At 72.0% G+C, this 22,711-nt stretch carries 21 protein-coding genes; 15 read left to right on the plus strand and 6 right to left on the minus strand.

Translation table 11 applies throughout. The annotated features are described in order from the left end of the window. On the minus strand, positions 1-399 hold a 399-nt coding region (locus tag ACFWFI_RS15560; protein WP_387389756.1), incomplete at its 3' end, for a hypothetical protein. 292 nt (positions 400-691) lie between these two features. Here ACFWFI_RS15560 and ACFWFI_RS15565 point away from each other — a divergent pair. Continuing rightward, a complete protein-coding gene (locus tag ACFWFI_RS15565; protein ID WP_387389758.1) occupies positions 692-1,696 on the plus strand; it encodes a chitinase in 1,005 nt (334 codons plus the stop codon). A 17-nt stretch (positions 1,697-1,713) separates the two neighbouring features. Here the strand turns inward: ACFWFI_RS15565 and ACFWFI_RS15570 are convergent, their stop codons facing one another. Next, a complete protein-coding gene (locus tag ACFWFI_RS15570; protein WP_387389760.1) occupies positions 1,714-2,607 on the minus strand; it encodes a LysR family transcriptional regulator in 894 nt (297 codons plus the stop codon). Between the two features lie 124 nt (positions 2,608-2,731). On the opposite strand from ACFWFI_RS15570, the gene ACFWFI_RS15575 reads away from it, so the two are divergent. The 8 genes from ACFWFI_RS15575 to ACFWFI_RS15610 all read left to right on the plus strand — a co-directional run bounded on the left by ACFWFI_RS15575 (position 2,732) and on the right by ACFWFI_RS15610 (position 12,575). Continuing rightward, positions 2,732-3,733 carry an aldo/keto reductase gene (locus tag ACFWFI_RS15575; protein ID WP_387389762.1) on the plus strand — a complete coding sequence of 334 codons (1,002 nt, stop codon included), beginning with the start codon at positions 2,732-2,734 and terminating at the stop codon, positions 3,731-3,733. Between the two features lie 211 nt (positions 3,734-3,944). Then, positions 3,945-4,778: a M55 family metallopeptidase gene (locus tag ACFWFI_RS15580; protein ID WP_387389765.1), complete on the plus strand. Its 834-nt coding sequence runs from the start codon at positions 3,945-3,947 to the stop codon at positions 4,776-4,778. Further along, a complete protein-coding gene (locus ACFWFI_RS15585) occupies positions 4,771-6,114 on the plus strand; it encodes a M20/M25/M40 family metallo-hydrolase (RefSeq protein ID WP_387389767.1) in 1,344 nt (447 codons plus the stop codon). Before ACFWFI_RS15580 ends, ACFWFI_RS15585 begins: the two co-directional genes overlap by 8 nt. A 60-nt stretch (positions 6,115-6,174) precedes the next feature. After that, positions 6,175-8,175, plus strand: a complete 2,001-nt coding sequence (locus ACFWFI_RS15590; protein WP_387389768.1) for a S9 family peptidase — start codon at positions 6,175-6,177, stop codon at positions 8,173-8,175. Beyond that, on the plus strand, positions 8,172-9,116 hold the full coding sequence (locus ACFWFI_RS15595) for a S66 peptidase family protein (RefSeq protein ID WP_387389771.1): 945 nt from the start codon (positions 8,172-8,174) through the stop codon (positions 9,114-9,116). The genes ACFWFI_RS15590 and ACFWFI_RS15595 overlap by 4 nt, the downstream gene beginning before the upstream one ends. A gap of 128 nt (positions 9,117-9,244) precedes the next feature. Then, positions 9,245-11,032 (plus strand): CocE/NonD family hydrolase, encoded by a 1,788-nt coding sequence (locus ACFWFI_RS15600; protein ID WP_387389773.1) that lies wholly within the window; start codon positions 9,245-9,247, stop codon positions 11,030-11,032. 116 nt (positions 11,033-11,148) lie between these two features. Beyond that, on the plus strand, positions 11,149-11,382 hold the full coding sequence (locus ACFWFI_RS15605; RefSeq protein WP_387389776.1) for a LapA family protein: 234 nt from the start codon (positions 11,149-11,151) through the stop codon (positions 11,380-11,382). A gap of 104 nt (positions 11,383-11,486) precedes the next feature. Next, positions 11,487-12,575, plus strand: coding sequence for a glutamate--cysteine ligase (locus tag ACFWFI_RS15610; RefSeq protein ID WP_387389778.1), 1,089 nt, complete (start codon positions 11,487-11,489; stop codon positions 12,573-12,575). Between the two features lie 55 nt (positions 12,576-12,630). Here ACFWFI_RS15610 and ACFWFI_RS15615 read toward each other — a convergent pair whose 3' ends face one another. Further along, positions 12,631-13,089 (minus strand): SRPBCC family protein, encoded by a 459-nt coding sequence (locus ACFWFI_RS15615; protein ID WP_387389781.1) that lies wholly within the window; start codon positions 13,087-13,089, stop codon positions 12,631-12,633. Between the two features lie 290 nt (positions 13,090-13,379). Between ACFWFI_RS15615 and ACFWFI_RS15620 the strand changes: the two genes are divergently transcribed. Next, positions 13,380-14,564, plus strand: a complete 1,185-nt coding sequence (locus tag ACFWFI_RS15620) for an alcohol dehydrogenase catalytic domain-containing protein (RefSeq protein ID WP_387389783.1) — start codon at positions 13,380-13,382, stop codon at positions 14,562-14,564. Positions 14,565-14,634: 70 nt separating this feature from the next. Beyond that, positions 14,635-15,552, plus strand: a complete 918-nt coding sequence (locus ACFWFI_RS15625; RefSeq protein WP_387389786.1) for an arginase family protein — start codon at positions 14,635-14,637, stop codon at positions 15,550-15,552. Between the two features lie 83 nt (positions 15,553-15,635). Here the strand turns inward: ACFWFI_RS15625 and ACFWFI_RS15630 are convergent, their stop codons facing one another. The 3 genes from ACFWFI_RS15630 to ACFWFI_RS15640 form a co-directional block, all read right to left on the minus strand. After that, positions 15,636-15,989: a VOC family protein gene (locus tag ACFWFI_RS15630; protein ID WP_387389788.1), complete on the minus strand. Its 354-nt coding sequence runs from the start codon at positions 15,987-15,989 to the stop codon at positions 15,636-15,638. A 61-nt stretch (positions 15,990-16,050) separates the two neighbouring features. Next, positions 16,051-16,860, minus strand: coding sequence for a methyltransferase domain-containing protein (locus ACFWFI_RS15635; protein ID WP_387389791.1), 810 nt, complete (start codon positions 16,858-16,860; stop codon positions 16,051-16,053). A 97-nt stretch (positions 16,861-16,957) separates the two neighbouring features. Continuing rightward, positions 16,958-18,454, minus strand: a complete 1,497-nt coding sequence (locus tag ACFWFI_RS15640; RefSeq protein WP_387389793.1) for a bifunctional phosphatase PAP2/diacylglycerol kinase family protein — start codon at positions 18,452-18,454, stop codon at positions 16,958-16,960. Positions 18,455-18,669: 215 nt separating this feature from the next. On the opposite strand from ACFWFI_RS15640, the gene ACFWFI_RS15645 reads away from it, so the two are divergent. From ACFWFI_RS15645 to ACFWFI_RS15660, 4 genes are all read left to right on the plus strand, one after another. Next, complete coding sequence (locus tag ACFWFI_RS15645; RefSeq protein ID WP_387389794.1) at positions 18,670-19,443, plus strand: IclR family transcriptional regulator; 774 nt, start codon at positions 18,670-18,672, stop codon at positions 19,441-19,443. After that, a complete protein-coding gene (locus ACFWFI_RS15650; RefSeq protein ID WP_387389797.1) occupies positions 19,440-20,288 on the plus strand; it encodes an SMP-30/gluconolactonase/LRE family protein in 849 nt (282 codons plus the stop codon). The genes ACFWFI_RS15645 and ACFWFI_RS15650 overlap by 4 nt, the downstream gene beginning before the upstream one ends. Positions 20,289-20,407: 119 nt before the next feature. Further along, complete coding sequence (locus ACFWFI_RS15655) at positions 20,408-21,643, plus strand: aminotransferase class I/II-fold pyridoxal phosphate-dependent enzyme (RefSeq protein WP_387389799.1); 1,236 nt, start codon at positions 20,408-20,410, stop codon at positions 21,641-21,643. A gap of 13 nt (positions 21,644-21,656) precedes the next feature. Further along, positions 21,657-22,682 (plus strand): MBL fold metallo-hydrolase, encoded by a 1,026-nt coding sequence (locus ACFWFI_RS15660; RefSeq protein WP_387389801.1) that lies wholly within the window; start codon positions 21,657-21,659, stop codon positions 22,680-22,682. Positions 22,683-22,711: the final 29 nt, after the last annotated feature.

Here is a 22,711-nt window from a genome sequence, read left to right on the forward strand (position 1 = left end):
GGTGTAAAAGAGACCGCGGCCGGACGCCGGCGGCGTCGGCGCGCCGCTCGGGGGCGCGGTGCCACCCGGCGGCAGGCCGTATCCGGGCTGCATCCTGCCGCCCGGGCCGGCTTCCGCGGCCGGGCCGCCGTCGAAGGGGAGCAGCTGGGAGGGGGTCATGGAGATGCCGCCCATGAAGGCGAGCCCCAGCACGGCGGCGTAACCGACGCACACGGCGCCCAGCAGCATGCCGGCGCGGCGCAGCAGCTTGGCCCGGCGCCCGGAGCTGTCCACGAAGACGGGCCCCTCCTGGGGCTGCACGGCCGCGCGGCGACGCTCGGCCGAGCGGGCCGGGCCGGCGTGTGCCCGGCGTCGGCCGCGCGACGCCGGGTCTTTCTCGATGACGGGGTCGGATTGCATGTGCGCATGGTGGCGAAGCTTGTTGTGCGAAGTCTGGAGCTTTCCTGGCCGCCCGCTGTGAAACGGGCCCGAACCTGTCGGACCGCTGAGAGTGCACCGGGTGCGGTACGCCCGCTCCATGCCTCTCGAACCGGACCTGGCAGGGGACTTGGGCGCTGTCGACGACACTTGAGGTCCTTTCCCATGAGTTCCCTGTGTCTTCGCGAAGGCTCGTGCTGTGAGAGGTTCAAGGAGTCCCGGCAGCATCGGCTGCCGTTCCGGGCGACTCTCCGAGAGCAGGTGCACATACGTCATGCAAAGGCGCACACGGGTTTCCTCAGCCCTTGCCGGCCTGATCGCGCTCGGCCTTGCCTGCTCCGCCTGCTCGACGGGTGGCGTCGCCGATCAGGCGAAGGGGTCCGAGCTCCCTCCGCCGGCGGCCGTACAGACCGACTACACGCCGTACGTGAGCGCCACGACCGCCGCCGACACCGACAGCGCGGGGTCCCCCGACACGTACAACCTGGCCTTCGTCACCTCCGACGCGTCGGACTGCACCCTCCTCTGGGGCGGCACCACGGCGATCACGAGCGAGGCGGTCGCGGCCCGCGTCGACAAGCTCACCGGTACCGGGGCGGACGTCCGGGTCTCCTTCGGCGGCGCCGCGGGCACCGAGGCGGCGCTGGCCTGCGACAGTGCCGAGGAACTGGCCGACGCCTACGCGGACGTGCTCGACGCCGTCGGCGCCACGAAGGCGGACTTCGACATCGAGGGCGACGCGCTCACCGACACCGCCTCCGTCACCCGCCGCAACGAGGCTCTCGCCCTGCTCCAGGAGAAGCGCGACCTCGACGTCACCTACACGCTGCCCGTCATGCCCGACGGACTCGAGGACACCGGGACCGCGGTCCTGGAGGACGCGGTGGACCAGGGCGTCGAGATCTCGGCGGTGAACATCATGGCGATGAACTACAGCACGTCCCACAGCGGCGACATGGGCGACTACGCGCAGGACGCCGCGGAAGCCGCCCACGACCAGGTCGTGGACGTCCTCGGACTGTCGCAGGACGCGGCGTGGAAGGCGCTGCACATCACCGCGATGATCGGGGTCAACGACGTGGCGGGGGAGACGTTCACCCTCGACGACGCCGCGTCCCTGCGTTCCTTCGCCACGCGCCAGGGGGTCGGCGCGCTCTCCCTGTGGGCGGCCTTCCGCGACCAGGAGTGCGCCTCGGACGCGGACACGACGACCGCCTCGGACACCTGCAGCGGAGTCGAACAGGAAGCGGGAGCCTTCGCCGAGGCGCTGAGCGGCTGAAACGCCGGCGGCCCGGTTCAGCGCAGCGGGGCCTCGCGGACCAGTGTCATCAGCGCCCTCGCCCCCGGGCTCATGGCCCTGGCCGGCGGGAGCACCACGACACTCTCGTAGGCCGGTCGGTGCGTTCCGTCGGGCTCCACCGCGACCAGGCCCCCTGCCTCCGGCTTACGGGAGAAGTGGTGCGGCACCACCGCGATCCCGAGGCCCTCGTGCACCAGTTCCAGCAGGCTGTGGACGTCGCTGACCTCCAGCGCCACCGTGCGGCGGACCCCGGCCGAGGCGAACGCCTCGTCCGCCGCGCGCCGGGGCCCCCAGTCCGGGTGGAAGTCGATGAACGACTCGCCGTGGAGGTCGCCCCACCCCACCCGCGCGCCCTCCTTGGCGAACCGGTGGCCGGGGGCGCACAGGACGACCATGGGCTCCCGCGCCAGCGGCACGAGCTCCCCCCGCCACTCGGGCGGGCTGACGGTCGCGGCGAACGCGAGGTCCAGCCGGCCGCCGGCCACCCCTTCCAGCAGGCTGGACGTGCCCTCCTGCCGGAGCCTGATCTCCATGTGCGGATGCTCCCGGTGGAAGGCCGCGAGCAGCCGCGCCGTGCTGACTCCGGCGACGCACTGCTCCACCCCCAGCGTCAGCGTGCCGCGCAGCAGCCCCCGTACGGCGTCGACGGCGTCCCGCGCCGCCCTGGCACCCGCCAGGGTGCGCTCCGCCTCCACCAGCAGGGCCGCTCCCGCCTCGGTGAGCCGGACCGTGCGTGTCGTGCGGCTGAACAGCGGCGTCATCAGCTCGTGCTCCAGCGCCCGGACGGACGCGGACAGTCCGGACTGGGACACGGCCAGACGCTCGGCCGCCCGGGTGAAGTGCTGCTCCTCGGCGACCGCGACGAAGTGCTCCAGCTGACGCAATTCCATGATTGAGCAATCTAGACGATGAATCCCAGCGGAATCTCCTGTTGGACCGCTGGATCGTTCTCCGCCAGTCTTGGGGGCGCGCACCAGATCTGGCGCGCTACGCCGTGTCCCGTGGAGTGCTCGCATGTACCTTCCGTCCGCCGACCGCTACGCCGCCATGCCCTACCGGCGCACCGGACGCAGTGGTCTGCTGCTCCCCGCTCTGTCGCTCGGGCTCTGGCACAACTTCGGAGGCGACCGGACCCCCGAGAGCCAGGGCGCGATCCTGCGCCGGGCCTTCGACCTCGGCATCACCCACTTCGACCTCGCCAACAACTACGGCCCGCCGCCCGGCTCCGCCGAGACCGCCATGGGCCGGGCCCTGAAGACGGACTTCGCCCGACTCCGGGACGAGATCGTCATCTCGACCAAGGCGGGCTACCACATGTGGGAGGGGCCGTACGGGGAGTGGGGATCCCGCAAGAACCTGCGCTCCTCGCTGGACCAGAGCCTGAACCGGCTCGGCCTCGACTACGTCGACATCTTCTACTCCCACCGCTTCGACCCCGACACCCCGCTCGAGGAGACGATGGGCGCGCTCGACACCGCGGTGCGCCAGGGCAAGGCGCTCTACGCCGGCGTCTCCAACTACTCCGCCGAGCAGACCCGCGAGGCCGCCCGCATCCTCAACGAGCTGGGCACCCCCCTCCTCATCCACCAGCCCCGCTACTCCATGCTCGACCGCTGGGTCGAGGACGGGCTCCTGGACGTCCTGGACGAGATCGGAACCGGCTCCATCGCGTACTCCCCGCTGGAGCAGGGCATCCTCTCCGACCGCTATCTGCAGGGCATCCCGGAGGGATCGCGAGCGGCGGGAAGCAGCCCCTTCCTGTCGGCGGAGGCCGTCACCCCTGACCTGGTGAGCCGACTGGGCGCGCTGAACGAAGTGGCGCGGGAACGCGGACAGTCCCTCGCCCAGATGGCGCTCGCCTGGGTGCTGCGCGGCGGCCGGGTCACCTCCGCCGTCGTCGGCGCGAGCAGTGTCGCCCAGCTGGAGAACAGCGTCGAGGCGGTCCGGGGCCTGGAGTTCGGCGAGGACGAGCTCGCCCGGATCGGCGAGCTCGTCAAGGGCACCGGCCGCGTCTGACTCCTGAGTGCTGTCCCGTGGGAACGACGGGACGGCACTCAGCCGTCCGCCGTCCGCCACCCGGGCGGCGGACGGCTTCACCGGACTGGACCAGTGACAGATCACGAAGGCTCTGGCCCGGTGCTGTCCCGGCGCGTACCGTGATGCGGCACGAAGATCTTCTTCCCGGGAACGGGCGGGGGAGCGACCGACCGACGACAGGACCGCGCACGTGAAGATCCTCGTCAGCGCCGACATGGAGGGCGCCACCGGAGTGACCTGGCCGGCCGATGTGCTGCCCGGCACCCCGCAGTGGGAGAGGTGCCGTTCGTTCTTCACCTCCGACGTGAACGCCGCGGCACTCGGCTTCTACGACGGGGGCGCCGACGAGGTCCTCGTCAACGAGGCCCACTGGAGCATGCGCAATCTGCTCCTGGAGCGGCTCGACGACCGTGTCCAGATGCTCACCGGCAAGCACAAGTCCCTCTCCATGGTCGAGGGCATCCAGCACGGCGACGTCGACGCCGTGGCGTTCGTCGGCTACCACACGGGCGCCGGTACGGAGGGCGTCCTCGCCCACACCTACCTCGCCAACTCCATCACCGGGGTCTGGCTGAACGGGGTCCGCGCCAGTGAGGGCCTGCTCAACGCCCACGTCGCTGCGGAGTACGGCGTCCCCGTCATCCTGGTCACCGGCGACGACCTGACCTGCGAGGACGCCCGTGGCTACGCCCCCGGGGCGCGCACGGTCGCGGTCAAGGACTACGTCTCGCGTTACGCCGCCGTGTGCCGCACCCCCACCCGTACGGCCGCCGACATCAGGGCGGCCGCCGCCGGGGCGACCGCGCTCGCCGTACGCCACGAACCCGTGACGAGCGGCTCCTGCACGGTGGAGCTGGAGTTCGACGCCGAGCATCTGGCGGCCGCGGCGACCGTGGTTCCCGGCGTGGCGCCGAGCGGCGAGCGGCGCGTCGCCTATACCAGCGGGACGATGTACGAAGGTATTCGCACGTTCAAGGCGGTGACGACGATCGTGTCGGCCGCCGTGGAGGAACAGTATGGCTGAGCCGGGAAACCCCACCGGACCGGTCGACGGGCAGGCGCTCGACGAGTCGGTGACGTTCACCTCCGAGCTGATCCGGATCGACACGACCAACCGGGGCGACGGCAGCTGCCGGGAACGCCCGGCCGCCGAGTACGTCGCCGAGCGGCTGGCCGGCGCCGGGCTGGAGCCCGCTCTGCTGGAGCGCACACCGGGACGGACGAACGTCGTCGCCAGGATCGAGGGCACGGACCGGTCGGCCGACGCACTCCTCGTGCACGGTCACCTCGACGTGGTGCCCGCCATGGCGGCCGACTGGACCGTGCATCCCTTCTCCGGGGAGGTGCGCGACGGCGTCGTGTGGGGGCGGGGGGCCATCGACATGAAGAACATGGACGCCATGGTCCTCGCCGTGGTCCGCGCCTGGGCGCGCGCGGGCGTGCGCCCGCGCCGTGACATCGTCATCGCCTACACGGCCGACGAGGAGGCCAGCGCGCACGACGGGGCCGGCTTCCTCGCCGAACGGCACCCCGAGCTCTTCGACGGCTGCACGGAGGGCATCAGCGAGTCCGGGGCCTTCACCTTCCACGCCGGACCCGGCCTGGCGCTCTACCCGGTCGCGGCGGGGGAGCGCGGGACGGGATGGCTGAAGCTGACCGCCGAGGGCAAGGCCGGCCACGGCTCCAAGGTCAACAAGGCCAATGCCGTCAGCAGGCTCGCCGCCGCCGTCGCCAGGATCGGGGCGTACGAGTGGCCGGTGCGGCTGACCCCGACCGTACGGGCCGCACTCACCGAGATCGCCGCGCTCCACCACATCCGCGTCGACCCCGACGCCCCCGGATTCGACGTGGACGAGCTCCTCGGCAAGCTCGGTCCGGCCGCCGCTCTGATCGCGCCGACCGTGCGCAACAGCACCAACCCGACGATGCTGGACGCCGGTTACAAGGTCAACGTGATCCCGGGCCACGCCACCGCCCGCATCGACGGCCGCATGGTGCCCGGCGGCGAGGACGAGTTCCGCGAGACCCTGGACCGCCTGACCGGCCCCGGCGTCGACTGGGAGTTCGACCACCGCGAGATCGCCCTCGAAGCCCCGGTCGACTCGCCGACGTACGCGAAGATGCGCACGGCCATCGAGCTGTTCGACCCGGACGCCCACGTCGTCCCGTACAGCATGTCGGGCGGCACGGACGCCAAGCAGTTCTCCCGCCTCGGCATCACCGGTTACGGCTACTCACCGCTGAAGCTGCCCGTCGGCTTCGACTACCAGGCACTGTTCCACGGTGTCGACGAGCGGGTCCCCGTCGACGCCCTGCACTTCGGCGTCCGGGTCCTGGATCATTTCCTGCGCACCGCCTGAGGACCTCGACCCGCACCGCCTGCCGACCCGCACTGCCCGACCGAAGAGGGGGAACAGACCATGGTGTCCACAGCGGCGTACGGCACGTGGCCGTCACCGATCGACGCGGCGCTCACCGCCTCGCACGACGGCCGGCCCGAGTTCGTCGGCACCGTCGGCGACGAGGTGTGGTGGACGGAGCCGCGCCCGGCCGAAGGCGGCCGCCGCGCCCTCGTGCGCCGCCGGGCCGACGGCAGCACCAGGTCCGTGCTCCCCGAACCGTGGAACCCCCGCAGCCGCGTCATCGAGTACGGCGGAATGCCGTGGGCCGGTGCCGCGCGCGGGGAGGACGGGCCCCTGGTCGTCTTCGTCCACTTCCCCGACCAGCGGCTGTACGCCTACGCACCTGACGGGCCCGACGAGCCGTGGCCGCTCACCCCCGTGTCGGACCTCGGCGGCGGTCTCCGTTGGGTGGACCCGCAGTTGCACCTCGGGCGGGCTGAAGTGTGGTGCGTGCTGGAGGAGTTCACCGGAGAATCGCCCACCGATGTGCGGCGGGTCATCGCGGCTGTCCCGCTGGACGGATCCGCCGCCGGTGACCGGGGAGCCGTTCGCGAACTCACCGACGACCGGAACCGGTTCGTCACCGGTCCCCGGCTGTCGCACGACGGCAGCCGGGCCGCCTGGATCGCGTGGGACCACCCGCAGATGCCGTGGGACGGCACCGTCGTGAAGATGGCCGACGTCACCGCGGAGGGTGCCTTCACCGGGGTCCGGCCCCTGGTCGGCGACATCGACGAGTCGGTCGTCCAGGTGGAGTGGGACCGGGACGGCTCCCTGCTGTTCGTCTCCGACGTCGGAGGCTGGTGGGAACTCCAGCGGGTCAGGCCCGACGCCGTCGCCGGCGCGGTCGTGCCCACCAGCCGCCTCTGCGCCGTGCGGAACGAGGAGTTCGGCGGGCCGCTGTGGAGGATCGGCCTGCGCTGGTTCCAGCTCCTGGACAACGGGCTGATCGCCGTCATCCACGGCCGGGGGACCACCGCGCTCGGTGTGCTCGACCCGGAGACCGGCGAACTCGTCGACGCCGTGGGTCCATGGACCGCGTGGGCGGAGACGCTCGCCGTGCAGGACACCAGGGTCATCGGAATCGCGGCGAGCCCTCACACCTCGTACGAGGTGGTGGAGCTGGACACGGCCACGGGGCACACCCGGACCATCGGCTCGCCCCACCAGGACGCGGTCGACCCCGCCTACCACCCCGAGCCGCTGATCCGCACCTTCACAGGACCGGCCGGCCGCGAGATCCACGCCCACGTCTACCCGCCGCGCCACCCCGACCGCACGGGACCCGACGGTGAGCTTCCGCCCTACGTCATCTGGGCGCACGGCGGCCCGACCGGGCGTTCGCCGCTCGTACTCGACCTGGAGATCGCCTACTTCACCTCCCGGGGCATCGGTGTCGCCGAGGTCGACTACGGCGGCTCGACCGGCTACGGCCGTGCCTACCGCGAACGGCTCCGCGAACAGTGGGGCGTCGTCGACGTGGAGGACTGCGCGGCCGTCGCCCTGGGGCTGGCGGAGGAGGGCTCGGCCGACCGCGAGCGGCTGGCGATCCGGGGCGGCAGCGCCGGGGGCTGGACCACCGCCGCCTCCCTCACGCAGACCGACGTGTACGCCTGCGGAGCGATCAGCTACCCGATCCTCGACCTCGAGGGCTGGGCGACCGGTGAGACGCACGACTTCGAATCGCAGTACCTGGAATCGCTCGTGGGCCCGTACGCCGAGGTGCCCGAGCGCTACCGGGAGCGGTCACCCGTCAACCGCACGGAGGCGCTCACTGTGCCGTTCCTGCTGCTCCAAGGCCTCGAAGACCCGATCTGCCCGCCCGTGCAGTGTGAGCGCTTCCTCGCCGCGACCGAGGGGCGAGGCATCCCCCACGCCTACCTCACCTTCGAGGGGGAGGGGCACGGCTTCCGTCGCGCCGACACCGTGAGGCGTGCGCTGGAGGCCGAACTGTCCTTGTACGCACAGACGTTCGGAATTGACCGCCCCGACGTGCCCCCGCTGGAGCTGAAGAAGTGACCCTGGAGCCTCTCGCCCGCCCGGCCCGGCTGCGCCCCGGGGCCCGGGTCGCCATCGTCGCCCCCAGCGGACCCGTGCCCGCCGAACGGCTGGAGCGCGGCCTCGACCTGCTGCGGGGCTGGGATCTCGACCCCCTCGTGGCACCGCACGTACTCGACACCCACCCGCGGCTCGACCACCTCGCCGGTACTGACGAGCACCGGGCCCGGGACCTCCAGGAAGCCTGGTGCGACCCGTCCGTGGACGCCGTGCTGTGCGCCAGAGGAGGGTACGGCGCACATCGCATGGTCGATCTCCTGGACTGGCGCGCGATGCGGACGGCCGGGCCCAAGGTGTTCGTCGGCTACAGCGACATCACCGTGCTGCACGAGGCGTTCGCCCTGCGGACCGGGTTCTCGACCCTGCACGGCCCGATGATCGCCACCGAGGTCTTCCTGAAGGACACCGCCACTCAACAGGCCCTGCGCTCGACCTTGTTCGAGCCCGAGTCGGTGCAGACCCTCGGCCTGGACGCGGCGGCTGCCCTGGTCCCCGGCACGGCCCGGGGGATCACCTACGGCGGTTGCGCGACCCTGCTCGCCGCCGACGCCGGGACCCCCCGCGCCCGGACCTCGGTCCGGGGCGGGCTGCTGCTCATCGAGGACACCGGGGAGGAGCCGTACCGGCTCGACGGCGTCCTCACGCGGCTGCTGCGCATCGGCGCCCTCGACGGGATATCCGGTGTGGTGTGCGGTTCGTGGGAGGGCTGCGGACCGTACGAGGGGGTGCGGGCGGTGCTCGCGGACCGGCTCGGCGGTCTCGGGATCCCGGTGGTCGAGGAACTGGGCTTCGGTCACGGGCCCACGGCGCTGACCGTCCCGCTCGGCGTGCCGGCGGTGCTGGACGCACCGGCCGACGGCGGCCGGTGCACGCTCACCGCCCAGGTGCCGGCGCTGCTCTGAAGCGCGGGGCGGCGGGCGCGCGGGCGGATCGGCCCGGGACAATCGGCTCCCGTACGTTGACAGCGGTATGAGGTGTGTCACAGCATGGGCCGGGCCCAGTACTTACCGGTCGGTAAGGTGTCCTCGGTGTGGAGGTCCATGTGTCGCGTGCTGTGCCCAGATTCCGCCGTCCACTCACCTTGCTCGCCGGGGCGGCGCTTCTCGCCCCGCTCGCTCTGACCGGCGCCTCCCCGGCGTCCGCGGCCGATCAATACACCGTCACCGCACTGGAGTTCACCGTGCGGGCCGGCGACCGGTCCTGCACGGTGGACGCCGACCTCTACAGGCCGGCCGGTGTCGACGCGCAGCACCCGGCCCCGGCCGTCCTCGCCACCAACGGCTTCGGGGGCAGCAAGTCCGACGGCTCGACCGATGTCATCGGCAAGGCCTTCGCCGAACGCGGCTACGTCGGTCTCGTCTACTCGGGCCTGGGCTTCGGCAAGTCGGGCTGCCTCATCACGCTCGACGACCCCGCGATCGACGGCAAGGCGGCCTCCGGGCTCGTCGACTTCCTCGCCGGTACACGCGCCGCCGACGACGGCACCAAGGCCGACTACGTAGCCTCGGACGCCCCGGGCGACCCGGTGGTCGGCATGATCGGAGGATCGTACGGCGGAGCGATCCAGCTGGCGACCGCCTCGGCCGACCACCGTGTCGACGCGCTCGTCCCGCTGATCACCTGGAACGACCTGGCGTACTCACTGGCCCCCAACGCCACCGGAGCGTCCCGGGGCGTGTCCTCCGACACGCCCGGAGTCTTCAAGTGGCAGTGGACCAACGGCTTCTACCTGATGGGTGAGGGCCAGCCCCTGCTCGTCCCGAGCCTCGACCCGTCGCGCTTCGGCAGCCTCGGCTGCCTGCACTTCGCCGCGCGGGCCTGCGACACCATCCGACTCCTGAACTCCGGCCGCTATCCGGCCGCCGCGACGAAGGAGATGCTGACGTACGCGCGGAGCGTCTCACCGGCCTCCTACCTCTCCGGTGTCAAAGCCCCCACGCTGCTCGTCCAGGGCCAGGCCGACAGCTTGTTCAACCTCAACGAGGCCACCGCCACCTACCGGGCGCTCGAGGCGCAGGGCACCACGACGAAGATGATCTGGCAGGCGTGGGGCCACAGCGGCGGCTCGGTGCCCGGCGAACTCGACCTCTCCACGGGCAATCTGGAGACCAGCTACGTCGGGCAGCGCATCCTCGCCTGGTTCGACCACTACCTCCACCACGACGAGAACACCGCCACCGGGCCCGAGTTCGCCTACTACCGTGACTGGGCGAGCGGCTACGGCACCGAGGCCGCCGTACCCGCCCTGTCCCGCACGATGTACCTCTCCGGTGACGGAGCCCTGGTGGACAGCCGCTCGAAGGTCACCCGTGGCAGCCGTCAGTACACCAACTGGCTCCTGCCGACGAGCCACTCGGAGAGCTCCCTCGCGGGGATCATCGGGCTGACCGACCCGGCGCCGTACGACACCAAAGGCACCTATCTCGGCTGGACCAGCGCTCCGCTGACCGCGCCGGTGGACGTCGTCGGCGCACCGAAGGCCACGCTGAAGGTCGTCTCCCCGAGGACGGAGCGGGTCCAGAACAGCGGTGACGCCGCGGACAAGCTGGTGCTGTTCGCCAAGGTGTACGACGTGGCGCCCGACGGGACGCAGAAGCTGGTGAACCGCCTGGTCGCCCCCGTGCGAGTCCCCGACGTCACCCGCCCCTTCACCGTCGAGCTGCCCGGCATCGTGCACCGGTACGAGGCCGGGCACCGGCTGCGCTTCGTGGTCGCCGGGAGCGACACGGCGTACTTCGGCAACCGGGGCATCAAGCCGGTCACCGTGGTCAGCGCTCCGGGGGACACCGGCGTCCTGGAGCTCCCCGTGGTCGGCTGACCTTCACCCGTACGGTCCTGCCCACCGCCCCCCGGACCCCGGACGAAGGCATCCTGGGGGCCGGGGACCGCCGTTCCCGGCCCCGGACCCCCAGGAACCCAGCGAAAGGGCCGCTCATGAGCCCCAAGGACGTATCCAGCGGGAACACGGGCGCGTTCAGCCCCGCCCGGATCGCCGTCACCCTCCTGGCGGTGCTGACGATCGTCTTCATCTGTGTGAACACTGCCGAGGTCACCATCCGCGTGATCATCCCGAAGGTCACGATGCCGCTATGGGCCGCGCTGCTGGGGGTCTTCCTGGCGGGCGTGCTCTGCGGGGCCTATCTGTTCCGCAGGCGGGCCGCCCGGTAGGGCAGGACCGGGCGGTGGCCTGAAAAGTGCCGCCGGGGGTACGCGCGTCTCATCACCCGCTACGGGAGTACCGGACGGCGGCGGGCGGCAGAGAGGACACGAACGTGCGAACCGTCGGTGTCGAGGAAGAGCTACTGCTCGTGGACGCGGAAAGCGGCGACCCCCGGACACTGTCGACGGCGGTGCTGGCCCTGGCGGAACGCCGCGCAGAGGGCGACTCCGTATTCGAGTCCGAACTGCACGATCAGCAGCTGGAGTTCGCCACCGAGCCGCGCAGCGCGATGGGGGATCTGGCGGAGGAGATCCGGCGCTGGCGGGCGGAGGCGGCACGCAGCGCGGCCGATGCGGGCGCCGCCGTGGCTGCTCTGGCGACCTCGCCGCTGCCGGTCAGCCCCTCCATCGGGGAGAACGAACGGTACCGGTGGCTGGCGCAGCGGTTCGGCCTGACCGCACAGGAGCAGCTGACATGCGGCTGCCATGTGCATGTATCGGTGGACTCGGACGAGGAGGGTGTCGCCGTACTGGACCGGGTGCGGCCCTGGCTCCCGGTCCTGCTGGCGCTGAGTGCGAACTCCCCCTTCTGGCAGGGGCAGGACACCTCGTACGGCAGCTACCGGAGCAGGGTCTGGGGCCGCTGGCCCTCGGCAGGCCCGGTGGAGCTGTTCGGCTCCGCGGACCGCTACCACGAGCAGGTCCGGGCACTGATCGGCACGGGAGTCCTGCGCGACGAGGGAATGATCTACTTCGACGCCCGGCTCTCGCACCGCTACCCCACGGTGGAGATCAGGGTGGCCGATGTGTGCCTGGATCCGGCGGACGCCGTGCTGCTCGCCACCCTCGCGCGCGGGTTGGTCGAGACGGCGGCACGCGCCTGGCGGGCCGGCGATGCGCCGGACCCGGTCGCGGTGAGCGTGCTGCGCATGGCCGTCTGGCAGGCCGCCCGCTCGGGTGTGGAGGGGCGGCTGGTCCATCCGCTCACCATGCGCCCCGAGCCGGCCGCCGACGTCGTGTACGCCCTGCTCACCCATGTCGGCGAGGCGCTGGAGGACAGCGGGGACCGCGCGTCGGCGGAAACGGCGCTGCGGGCCTTGCTGGCGCGGGGGACCGGCGCCCGGGCCCAGCGGGAGCTGCTCGCGGGCTCGGACAGTCTCCGTACCGTCGTGACCGAGTGTGCGGCCAGGACACGCGGCTGAGTGACGTGGCGTCCTCCCGGGCACGGACTGGGCCGGGACGTCACCCGGCTCGACGTCACATGGCTCGAGGTCCGCGGGCGTTCTCCTGTGCGTCGACCACTCCGGCCAGCCGCCCCAGCATGGCGCGGTGCCGGATCTGGAGCACCGCGTCGAGGGCGACGTTGTGCAGGGCGCCGCCGAGTCCTTGCAGCGGGTGCTCGTCGAGCAGCACCAGGGTCTCGTCACCCCACGGCCGGATGTCGAACGCGATGCGCGCCGTACCCAGCAGCCCGCTGTACGCCTCCAGTTCGAGCACCTGCGGCCGCTCCAGACGGCGCACGCTGGTATGGCCCTGGAACTCCTTCGGGCCCAGGCGCAAGGTGTACTCGATGGAGGAGCCGACCTCGGGCCACCGCCCTTTCAGGGGGCGGGAGTCATGGGTCCCCACCACCCACTTCCCGTACTGGTCCGGTTGCTCCAGCACCGACCACAGGGCCGATGGCGGGTGATGAATCAGCTGATGGCGAATGGCCATGGACGCCTCCACACACGGACGTCGGACGGTGGGAACGGCGGCGAAGTCTTCAGCCATGCTAGGCGGTATGTCCCGAGTCGGCATGTCGGCTGCGAGCCCCCGGGGCGGCGACCTTCAACTCACCCGATCGGCCTAACGGGCCGGGCTGTCCCACAGGCGGGACCGTCTCGCTCCGACGGTCCCGGCAGCCGGAGATCCGCTCGAAGTCCTGTTCGCCGTACGAGCGCACTCGCGATAGACCGGATGGAGCAACATGCCGGCGAACCACTCGGACGAGTAGGAGAGGGCGCATGCGTGCACTGACCTGGCAAGGGCGGCGGGATGTCCGTGTCGAGACGGTCCCCGACCCGGTCATCCAGGACCCGACGGACATCATCGTCCGGGTCACCTCGAGCGGAATCTGCGGATCGGACCTGCATCTGTACGAGGTGCTCGGCCCGTACCTCGAACCGGGCGACATCCTGGGGCACGAGCCGATGGGCGTCGTGGAGGAGACCGGCGGCGAGGTGACAGCACTGAAGCGCGGGGACCGCGTCGTGGTGCCGTTCAACGTCTCCTGCGGTGACTGCTTCATGTGCGACCAGGGACTCCAGTCGCAGTGCGAGACCACCCAGGTCCGGGAGTACGGCAGCGGCGCCGCGCTGTTCGGCTACACGAAGCTCTACGGTCAGGTGCCCGGCGGACAGGCCGAACTGCTGCGCGTCCCCTTCGGCAACACCCTGCCGGTCAGGATCCCCGACGGTCCGCCCGACGACCGGTTCGTCTACCTGTCGGACGTCCTGCCGACCGCCTGGCAGGCCGTGGAGTACGCGGCGGTGCCGCCCGGCGGGAGCCTGACGGTCCTGGGGCTCGGCCCGATCGGGGACATGGCGGCACGGATCGCCCTGCACCGCGGCGCCGGGCTGGTCATCGGGGTGGACCTGGTGTCCGAGCGCCTGCAGCGGGCCGCCGCGCGGGGCGTACGGACCCTGGACCTGCGGGAGTACGGAAAGGACCTGGGGGACGCCGTGCGTGACCTCACCGACGGCCGCGGCACCGACGCGGTCATCGACGCGGTCGGCATGGAGGCGCACGGTGCGGTGGTGGCCAAGGCGGGGCAGTGGGCCGTGGGAAAGCTGCCCGATACCGCGGCGCGCGTACTCATGGAGCGGGCGGGCATCGACCGCCTCAGTGCCCTGCTCACCGCCATCGACGTAGTGCGCAGGGGCGGCACCGTGTCCGTCTCCGGTGTCTACGGCGGTGCCGTGGACCCGCTGCCCCTGCTCAAGATGTTCGACAAGCAGATACAGCTGCGCATGGGGCAGGCCAACGTCAGGAACTGGGTGCCGGCCATCCTGCCGCTGCTCGTCGACGAGGATCCGCTGGGTGTGGACGGCTTCGCCACCCACCACCTGCCGCTGGCCGACGGGCCGAAGGCATACGAGACGTTCCAGAAGAAGGCGGACGGGATGGTGAAGACCCTGCTCAGGCCGTGACTCCCGCCAGGGGCCGATGACTTCACCGATCGGGGAGACACCCGCAGCCGGGACGGCGAGGATGGGCCGCATGCGCACACGTGTGGTCCTCGACGCACCCTCGAACCTCGGGCTGCGGCCCCCCGCGCCGGGCACCGTACCCGGCTGCTACAAACTGGCCGGCGCGCTCCGTGAGCGGCGCATCGTGCAGCGGCTCGGGGCTTTCGAGGGCGGTGTCGTCGTACCGCCACGCTACGACCGCGGCGACTGGCAGGACGGTGACGGAGTCTTCAACGCCGCCGCCATCGCCCGCTACACCCGCACCCTCGCCGACCGTATCGAGGGACACGTCAGGGCGGGCGAATTCCCGGTCGTCCTCGGCGGCGACTGCTCCATCCAGCTCGGCGCCACCCTCGCCCTGCGCCGCATCGGCCGGTACGGGCTCGCAGCGATCGACGGTTCGGCGGATTTCCGGCACCTGGGCAACAGCGACCGGATCGGCGCGGCAGGCGGCGAGGAACTGGCGCTCTCCACCGGACGCGGGCAGGCCGATCTCGCCGACCTGGAAGGGCTGGGGCCCTATCTCAGGGACGAGGACATCCGGCTTTTCGGCATGCGCGACTACGACGAGGACCGCGCCGAGATGGCCGCGTTGAAGATCTCCAACGCGACGGTGGGGGAGATCAGGGAATGGGGGCCCACCGACATCGCCCGTGCGGTGGTGCGGTCCCTGGAGGTTCCCGTCCTCGACGGCTTCTGGGTCCACCTCGACGCCGATGTGCTCGACCCGAGCGTGATGCCGGCCGTCGACAGCCCCGACGACGGCGGCCTGTTCCCCGACGAACTCGCCACACTGCTGCGCACGCTGGTCGGTTCGCCCCGCTGCGTGGGGCTCAACGTCACTATCTACGACCCCGATCTGGACCCCGACGGCACGGCCGGCGCGCTGCTCACGGACCTCATCGTCGACTCCTTCGCCGAAGCGGAGCCGGGCAGCGGGGACCAGTGATCATCCGAGTCGACGGTGCCTTCCGCAGCGGCAGGACGACGCCCGGCGCCGAGCCGCGCCGCGGCGCAGCTCGGCTGAACATGTCAGGCGGGCACGTTCCGGTCGACGTACTCGAAGACCGAGCCGTCCGGGTGCAGGGCGATCAGATTGCGGCCGGCCGGGGTGGGCACGGGGCCCGCGATGACCTTCGCGCCCACCCGGGTGAGCGCCGCGTGCGCCTCGTCGACGTCCTTGACCGCGATGGTCGCCGACACCTTGCGCAGCACCTCCAGCTCCGACTCCGGGCCGCTCATCAGCAGGAAGCAGCCGATCGCGGCCACCGAGACCCCGCCGCGCTCGAAGCGCAGTGCCGGAGCGCTGGTCAGGCCCTCGTAGAAGGCCACCGAGGCCTCCAGGTCGTCGACACAGATGCGCAGTGTGGTTCCCAGGATCTCCATGCCCACCAAGGGTAGTTGTCGACCCGGGCGGATGTGATCGGTTCCCGCCCCCACCACCGGATCACACGCGGCAGAGCACCTCGCCGTGGGGCACCATGAACCATGCGTCGGGCTCCTGGCCCCAGGCGTGCCAGGCATCCGAGATCGCCGTCAGCTTCTCCGCGCTCGCGTGACCGCCGTCCACCGCCAGCTTCGCGTACACGGACGCGGTCGTGCGGTCCGCCCACAGGCCGCTCCACCAGGCGCGGTTGTCCGGGGTGGCGAAGCACCACGCCGCCGCCGTCGGGGTGATGTCGGTGAAGCCGGCCTGCCGCGCCCAGGACAGCAGCCGGCGTCCGGCGTCGGGCTCGCCGCCGTTGGCGCGGGCCACCCGGCCGTACAGCTCCTGCCACTCCCGCATCCCGGGCACTTCCGGGTACCAGGTCATGGCCGCGTAGTCGCTGTCGCGGGCCGCGACGACGCCGCCCGGCCGGCAGACCCGCCGCATCTCGCGCAGAGCCTGTACCGGATCCCCCACATGCTGGAGCACCTGATGGGCATGGACCACGTCGAAGGAATCGTCGGGGAAGTCCAGGGAGTGGACATCCGCAGTGGCGAACTCCACGTTGTCCACGCCGCGTTCGGCGGCGGCCTCCGCAGCCCGGTCCAGGACGTCGCGGCTCGTGTCGACCGCGGTCACCCGGCCGGGCGCCACCAGCGCGGCGATGTCCGCGGTGATGGTGCCCGGTCCGCAGCCCACGTCCAGAACCGTCCGCCCCGGGCGGAGTTCGGGGACCAGGTACGCCGCCGAATTGGCGACGGTCCGCCATTGGTGCGAGCGCAGCACCGACTCGTGGTGACCGTGTGTGTAGACGGCTGTTTCCTTCGGCATGGCCGTACGTCCTCTCTCGGACTCAGTCGCAGGCGATGTCACAGAAGGTACGCCGTAATGTCGAATCCTGAGATAGGCATCTCATTATATGGACCTGCTAAACAGGCATCGGGCAGTACACCGTCAGCGCTTCGGGCAACTTGTCGATCAGCAACTCCGTGCCGGAGTGCGCCACTTCACCGTCGTATGCGTACGGGGTGCCCGGTGTGAGCCCGGCGAGCCGCACCCTGCGGCGCCGTACGGCCGCATGGACGGGCGACCGGCTCAGCGGTCCGGCGATCGCTGCGGCGAGCAGTCGGAGGCCGGGGGTGCGGCCGCCGTGCACCACGCGTACGTCAAGCAGGCCGTCCGCCAGGTTGTGCCGGCGTCCCGGTGCCGGTCCCACCCGCCTGAACAGTCCATTTCCCACGAAGAGCAGCCACAACGGCCGCCGCTTCCCCTGGAGTTCGGCGGTCAGGGGGCGTGATCCGCGCAGCGCCTCGAAGGCCGCGAGCACTCCCGCGGGCCAGCCGCCGATCCTGGGAGCCCAGTGCTCCCGGGTCCGCACGAGCTCCGGATACACGCCCAGGCTGAAGGCGTTGAGGAAGTAGCCGTGCGCCCCGCCCGGCCCCTGCGGCCCGGGCCGGAAGCGGCCCAGGTCGACCCGGACGGCGTCGCCCGAGGTGAGTGCCGTCACCGTGTCGTGCACGGTCTCGATGCCGAGGTCGTACGCGAAGTGGTTGAGGGTCCCGCCGGGGAACACGGCGAGAGGCAGGCTGTGGGTGGCCGCTACGGCCGCCGCCATGTTGACGGTTCCGTCGCCCCCGCACACGCCCAGGGCCTTGCCCTGGCGTGCCGCCTTCTCCAGGCACCCCGGCAGGTCGGCGGGCGCGCACTCCACCGTCTCGGCGAGCGGCAGCGCGTCGCGGATCAGGGTCGCCGCGTTGGTCGCGGAGCCGGACTCCCTGTTGACGACCACCACGAGGTCCTGCCCGGCGGCCAGTGCCGGGGCCTCGGCCGGTGGCCGGCCCGGGGCCGGCAGCTGTCCACGGGTCGGTACGACGCCCCGCAGTGCGAACGCGGCTCCTATGCCGAGTGCCGCACCGGCCACCACATCGCTCGGATAGTGGACCCCGGTGTAGACGCGGGAGGCGGCCACTGCCACCGCCACCGGGGCGACGACCGCGCCCCAGCCCTTCGACTCCAGCGCGACGCCCGTCGCGAAGGCCGCAGCCGACGCCGCGTGCCCCGAGGGGAAGGAAGTGGTGAACGGCTGCCGCTTCAGCTGCCTTATGACAGGAACCAGATCCACTATCGGGCGCTCTCTGCGCACCGCTCCCTTGCCCACGGTGTTGATCGCGGCCGAGGCCACGGCCAGCGAGGCGACCCCGCGCAGGGCCGCCCTGCGGGACCGTGCGCTGGAGCCCAGCGCCGCCATGCCCGCGGCGGCCCCGAACCACAGCAGGCCGTGGTTGGCGCTGCGGCTGAGCCGGGGCAGGACGGGCTCGGCGCCGGGCCAGTGTCTTTCGGCCACGCGCTGGAACGCGGCGAGATCGCGCTGGTGGAACCAGGCCCGCCAGCGGCCGGGGGAGGGGAGACTGCTCGTTGTCGACATGGGACAGCGAATACCCTGCGACCGGGCGGTGAACCAGGAGGCGCGCACGGCGAGCTCCGTCGAATCTCGGTGGAATCCGGTGGAATGTAGTGAATTGCCCCCGTCCTGCCCGCTCCGTCACGCCGAGAACGTTGCCCGGACAAGTTCCCTCCGGCTAGCCTGCGTTCGTGATTCCGGTCATTGGCCGGAGTGTCGAACGAGATTGGCGGGCGATCATGGGGCGACTCGTCCCTGCGGTGACCAGGGCACTGGATGTTCTCGAGCTCTTCCTCCAGGGCGAGGGAACCCTTTCCGCTCCCGAGGTCACCCGCAAGCTCCAACTGCCGCGGACCACCGTCCACGAACTGCTCACCACGCTCGCCGCACGGTCCTACCTGGTGACCGTCCCGGAACAGCCGGGGCGCTACCGGCTGGGTGTGCGCACCTACCAGCTCGGCAGCCGCTACGCCGAGCAGCTCGACCTCGCGGCCGAGGGCCAGCAGGTGGCCCGTGAGGTCGCCGAGACCTGCGGCGAGACGGTCCACGTGGCGATCCTGGAGGACACCGAGGTCATCTACATCGCCAAGGTGGATTCCACGCACGCCGTGCGCATGGTCTCCGCCGCCGGCCGGAAGCTCCCCGCCCACTGCACCTCCGTCGGCAAGCTGCTGCTCGCCGCGCTCCCGGAGGCGGAGCTCGACGCCCGGCTGGACGGGCGCGAGCTCATCGCCATGACCGACAACAGCCTCACCGACGCCGCCGAGCTGCGGGCCGCGCTCGCCGTCGTCCGCAAGCGGGGCATAGCGGTGGAGCACCGGGAGTCGAACCCGGATGTGAGCTGTGTTGCCGCGCCCGTACGGGACCGGTCCGGTCGAGTCGTCGCCGCGCTCTCCATCTCCGTGCCCATGATCCGCTGGAGCGAGGAACGCGAGGCGGAACTCGCCCAGCTCGCGGCGGGCGGCGCCGACGCGCTGTCCGGCCGGCTCGGACACCACCGGGGGCAGATATGAGGCCTTCCCTGGAGGTGGCCGTGCGGGAGCGGGCCGAACTGGGTGAGGGCCCCACCTGGGACCCGGCCGCGGGGCGGCTGATCTGGGTCGACATCCTCTCCGCCCGTGTCCACACCTACGACCCCTCTTCCGGCCGCCGTACGGTCATGGCCACCGGCCAGCACGTCGGTGCGGCCAAGCCGCGGGAGGGCGGCGGCCTCGTGGTCGTCCTGCGGGACGGCACGGGGCTGTACGGCGCCGACGGTTCCTTCTCCTGGCTGGTCCACGACCCCGTCCCCGGGCGGCGGGGCAACGACGCGGCAGTGGCACCGGACGGTTCGCTCTGGGCGGGCACCATGCGCTACGACGAGGCTGAGGGGGGCGGCACGCTGTCCCGGATCGCCCCGGACGGCACGGTGAGCCGCGTACTGGACACGGTGACGGTCAGCAACGGCACCGGATGGAGCCCGGACGGCCGGCTCATGTACTACATCGACACCCCCACACGGCGCATCGACGTCTTCGACGTGGACGGGGAGGGCGTCCTGAACCGGCGCCCCTTCGCCGCCGTCGAGCAGGGCTCCGGGTGGCCCGACGGGCTGACGGTGGACGCCGAGGGCTGCGTATGGGTCGCCTTCTGGGACGGCGCGGCGCTCCGGCGCTACACCCCCGACGGCCGGCTGGACCGGGTCGTGGAGCTACCGGTCCGACGGCCCACGGCGTGCGCCTTCGGCGGGGCAGGGCTCCGCGACCTCTACGTGTCCACCGCCCGGACGGGCCTGGAAGCACCTCACCCGCTGTCCGGCTCCCTGCTCGTGCTTCCGGACATGGGCCAGGGGCTGCCGGGGACGCCGTTCGCCGCGTGAGCGGGCGGGGCACCGGCGAGCGTATTTCTGCCGGCTTCCGGAGCCGGTCCGGGGGCGGACCCCGGGGAACCTCCGTATAAAGGGCCCTGAGGGCGACGCAGGCGGAGGGAGGCCCCGGGATGCACTGGAGCGAGCGGGAGCCGCGCCCCCTCGGGGAGGACCACGGCCCTGTCCGGTACGGGCCGCCCGCCCCGGACCCCGGCCTCCCCGTGCTGCCCGAGCTCGCCGGCGTACTGGCCGCGTCGGCCGCGCGGACACGGCCCGAGCCACCCGGTGGCGGAACGATCCTGCGCGAGGCGGCCTGTGCCTACTGGGAGCGGCGGAGCCTGCACGGCGGGCCCGAGGGCATCGCCGCGGCTCCGGGCGCCCAGTCGCTCCTGCTCGCGTTGATCGCCGCGTACGGCGGCGATGTGCTCATGCCCCGGCCCTGCCCCGCCACCTGGATGCCGCAGGCACGGCTGCTGGGCCGGCCCGCCTACCACGTGCCGACGCCCGCCGAGTGCGGCGGCATTCCCGACCCCTACGCCCTGCTGGAGACCGTACGCAGGGTGCGCGCCGAGGGCGGCAGGCCCCGGCTGCTCCTGATCTCCGTGGTCGACGACCCGACCGCGACCCTCGCCCCGCCCGAGCTGGTCCGCGAGGCGTGCGAGGCCGCGGTCTCCGAAGGGCTGCACATCGTCAGCGACGAGACCTGGCGGGACACCCTGCACCGGCCCCACGACACCGTCCTGCTCAGCCCCGCCGAGATGTGCCCCGACGACGTCACCGTCCTGTCCGACCTCGCCGGAGCCCTCACCCCGTCCGCCTGGCCGGTCGCCGTCGCGCGCTTCCCGGCCACCGCGCGCGCCGCGGCGCGCCGCGCCCGGGTCCTCGACATCCTCACCGCGCTCGGCGCCCTCGTCGCGGAGCCGGTGGCCAGGGCCGCGGCCCACGCGCTGGGCGAACCCGAGGCGGTCACGACCAGGATCCGGCAGGCGGCGCGCCTCCAGGCCCAGGTCGCCTCCGCCGCACACCGCGCGGTGCTCACCGTGGGCGCCCTCGCCAGACCGCCGGTGGCCGGCCGCCATCTCTACGCCGACCTCGGACCACTGCGCACCCGGCTCGCAGCCCGGGGCGTCACGGACTCCATGGAGCTGGAGGACTACCTGACGAAACGTCTCGGCGCCCCCGCTCCCGGCGGGCACCGGTTCGGGGACGAGCTGGGAGCGCTGCGGGTGCGCCTGGGCACCGGACCGCTGCTCGGCTCAACCCCGGAGCAGCAGATGGAGTCCCTCACTGCGGTGGAGCCCTTGAAATTGCCGCATGTCGCCCGGGCACTGAGCATTTTCGCAGCAGCCCTCGATGAACTCCGATGACAGGAGCCTCTCGATGACGGAACAGACCGAGCGCCCGCTGGCCGGAGCCGGCCCCGCGCCCGTTGGCCGTCCTGTCGCCGCTCCGCGCCGCATCGGCGAGCTCCGGACCTGGCCCCGCAGCTTCGCGGACCGGCTCACCGCGCCGCTCCCGGGTGTCAGGGGCATGACTCGTCTGGCCAGGGAACGCGCCATGCGGCCCAACGCCGAGGGACTCCGGGGCATTCACCGGCTGCCGTACGCCCCCCAGCCGCTGCCCGCCGGCGGCCCGGACACGATGGCCGTCACCTGGGCCGGACACGCCAGCTGGGTCGTCCGCGTCGGCGGGCTCACCGTCCTCACCGACCCGGTCTGGTCGCGGCGCATCCTGGGCACCCCGGCCAGGATCACCCCGGCCGGCGTCCGCTGGGAGGAACTGCCGCCCGTCGACGCGGTCCTGATCAGCCACAACCACTACGACCACCTGGACGCGCCCACGCTCCGCAGACTCCCGAAGGACACCCCGCTCCTCGTCCCCGCCGGTCTCGGCCGCTGGTGCCGTCGCCGTCGCTTCACCTGCGTCACCGAGCTCGACTGGTGGGAATCGGTGGAACTGGGCGGCGTCCGGTTCGACTTCGTGCCCTCCCACCACTGGTCCAAGCGCACCCTCCTGGACACCTGCCGGTCCCTGTGGGGCGGCTGGGTGATCGACGACGGGGGAGGGCGACGGCTCTACTTCGCCGGAGACACCGGATACGGCCACTGGTTCAAGGAGATCGGCCGCCGCTATCCCGGCCTGGACCTGGCCATGCTGCCTATCGGGGCGTACGAACCGCGCTGGTGGCTCTCCGACGTGCACACCGACCCCGAAGAGGCCGTGCAGGCGTACACGGACCTCGGCGCCCGCGCGATGGCCCCCATGCACTGGGCCACGTTTCTGCTCTCCGCCGAACCGGTGCTCGAACCGCTCACCCGGCTCCGTACGGCCTGGCAGCAGGCCGGATACCCGCGCGCCGACCTCTGGGACCTGCCGGTCGGCGGCTCACGCGTCCTGGACGCCTGAACGTGACCGGCCGGCCGGACACCGGCTCC

Origin of the sequence: Streptomyces sp. NPDC060209, from assembly GCF_042728155.1 — a bacterium.
Lineage (GTDB): Bacteria > Actinomycetota > Actinomycetes > Streptomycetales > Streptomycetaceae > Streptomyces.

What these genes read in the sequence shown, in the direction of transcription:
- ACFWFI_RS15565 (WP_387389758.1), top strand. Translation starts at nt 692, where the DNA reads ATGCAAAGGCGCACACGGGTTTCCTCAGCCCTTGCCGGCCTGATCGCG.
- ACFWFI_RS15570 (WP_387389760.1), bottom strand. Translation starts at nt 2,607, where the DNA reads ATGGAATTGCGTCAGCTGGAGCACTTCGTCGCGGTCGCCGAGGAGCAG.
- ACFWFI_RS15575 (WP_387389762.1), top strand. Translation starts at nt 2,732, where the DNA reads ATGTACCTTCCGTCCGCCGACCGCTACGCCGCCATGCCCTACCGGCGC.
- ACFWFI_RS15585 (WP_387389767.1), top strand. Translation starts at nt 4,771, where the DNA reads ATGGCTGAGCCGGGAAACCCCACCGGACCGGTCGACGGGCAGGCGCTC.
- ACFWFI_RS15590 (WP_387389768.1), top strand. Translation starts at nt 6,175, where the DNA reads ATGGTGTCCACAGCGGCGTACGGCACGTGGCCGTCACCGATCGACGCG.
- ACFWFI_RS15605 (WP_387389776.1), top strand. Translation starts at nt 11,149, where the DNA reads ATGAGCCCCAAGGACGTATCCAGCGGGAACACGGGCGCGTTCAGCCCC.
- ACFWFI_RS15615 (WP_387389781.1), bottom strand. Translation starts at nt 13,089, where the DNA reads ATGGCCATTCGCCATCAGCTGATTCATCACCCGCCATCGGCCCTGTGG.
- ACFWFI_RS15620 (WP_387389783.1), top strand. Translation starts at nt 13,380, where the DNA reads ATGCGTGCACTGACCTGGCAAGGGCGGCGGGATGTCCGTGTCGAGACG.
- ACFWFI_RS15625 (WP_387389786.1), top strand. Translation starts at nt 14,635, where the DNA reads ATGCGCACACGTGTGGTCCTCGACGCACCCTCGAACCTCGGGCTGCGG.
- ACFWFI_RS15630 (WP_387389788.1), bottom strand. Translation starts at nt 15,989, where the DNA reads ATGGAGATCCTGGGAACCACACTGCGCATCTGTGTCGACGACCTGGAG.
- ACFWFI_RS15635 (WP_387389791.1), bottom strand. Translation starts at nt 16,860, where the DNA reads ATGCCGAAGGAAACAGCCGTCTACACACACGGTCACCACGAGTCGGTG.
- ACFWFI_RS15640 (WP_387389793.1), bottom strand. Translation starts at nt 18,454, where the DNA reads ATGTCGACAACGAGCAGTCTCCCCTCCCCCGGCCGCTGGCGGGCCTGG.
- ACFWFI_RS15645 (WP_387389794.1), top strand. Translation starts at nt 18,670, where the DNA reads ATGGGGCGACTCGTCCCTGCGGTGACCAGGGCACTGGATGTTCTCGAG.
- ACFWFI_RS15650 (WP_387389797.1), top strand. Translation starts at nt 19,440, where the DNA reads ATGAGGCCTTCCCTGGAGGTGGCCGTGCGGGAGCGGGCCGAACTGGGT.
- ACFWFI_RS15655 (WP_387389799.1), top strand. Translation starts at nt 20,408, where the DNA reads ATGCACTGGAGCGAGCGGGAGCCGCGCCCCCTCGGGGAGGACCACGGC.
- ACFWFI_RS15660 (WP_387389801.1), top strand. Translation starts at nt 21,657, where the DNA reads ATGACGGAACAGACCGAGCGCCCGCTGGCCGGAGCCGGCCCCGCGCCC.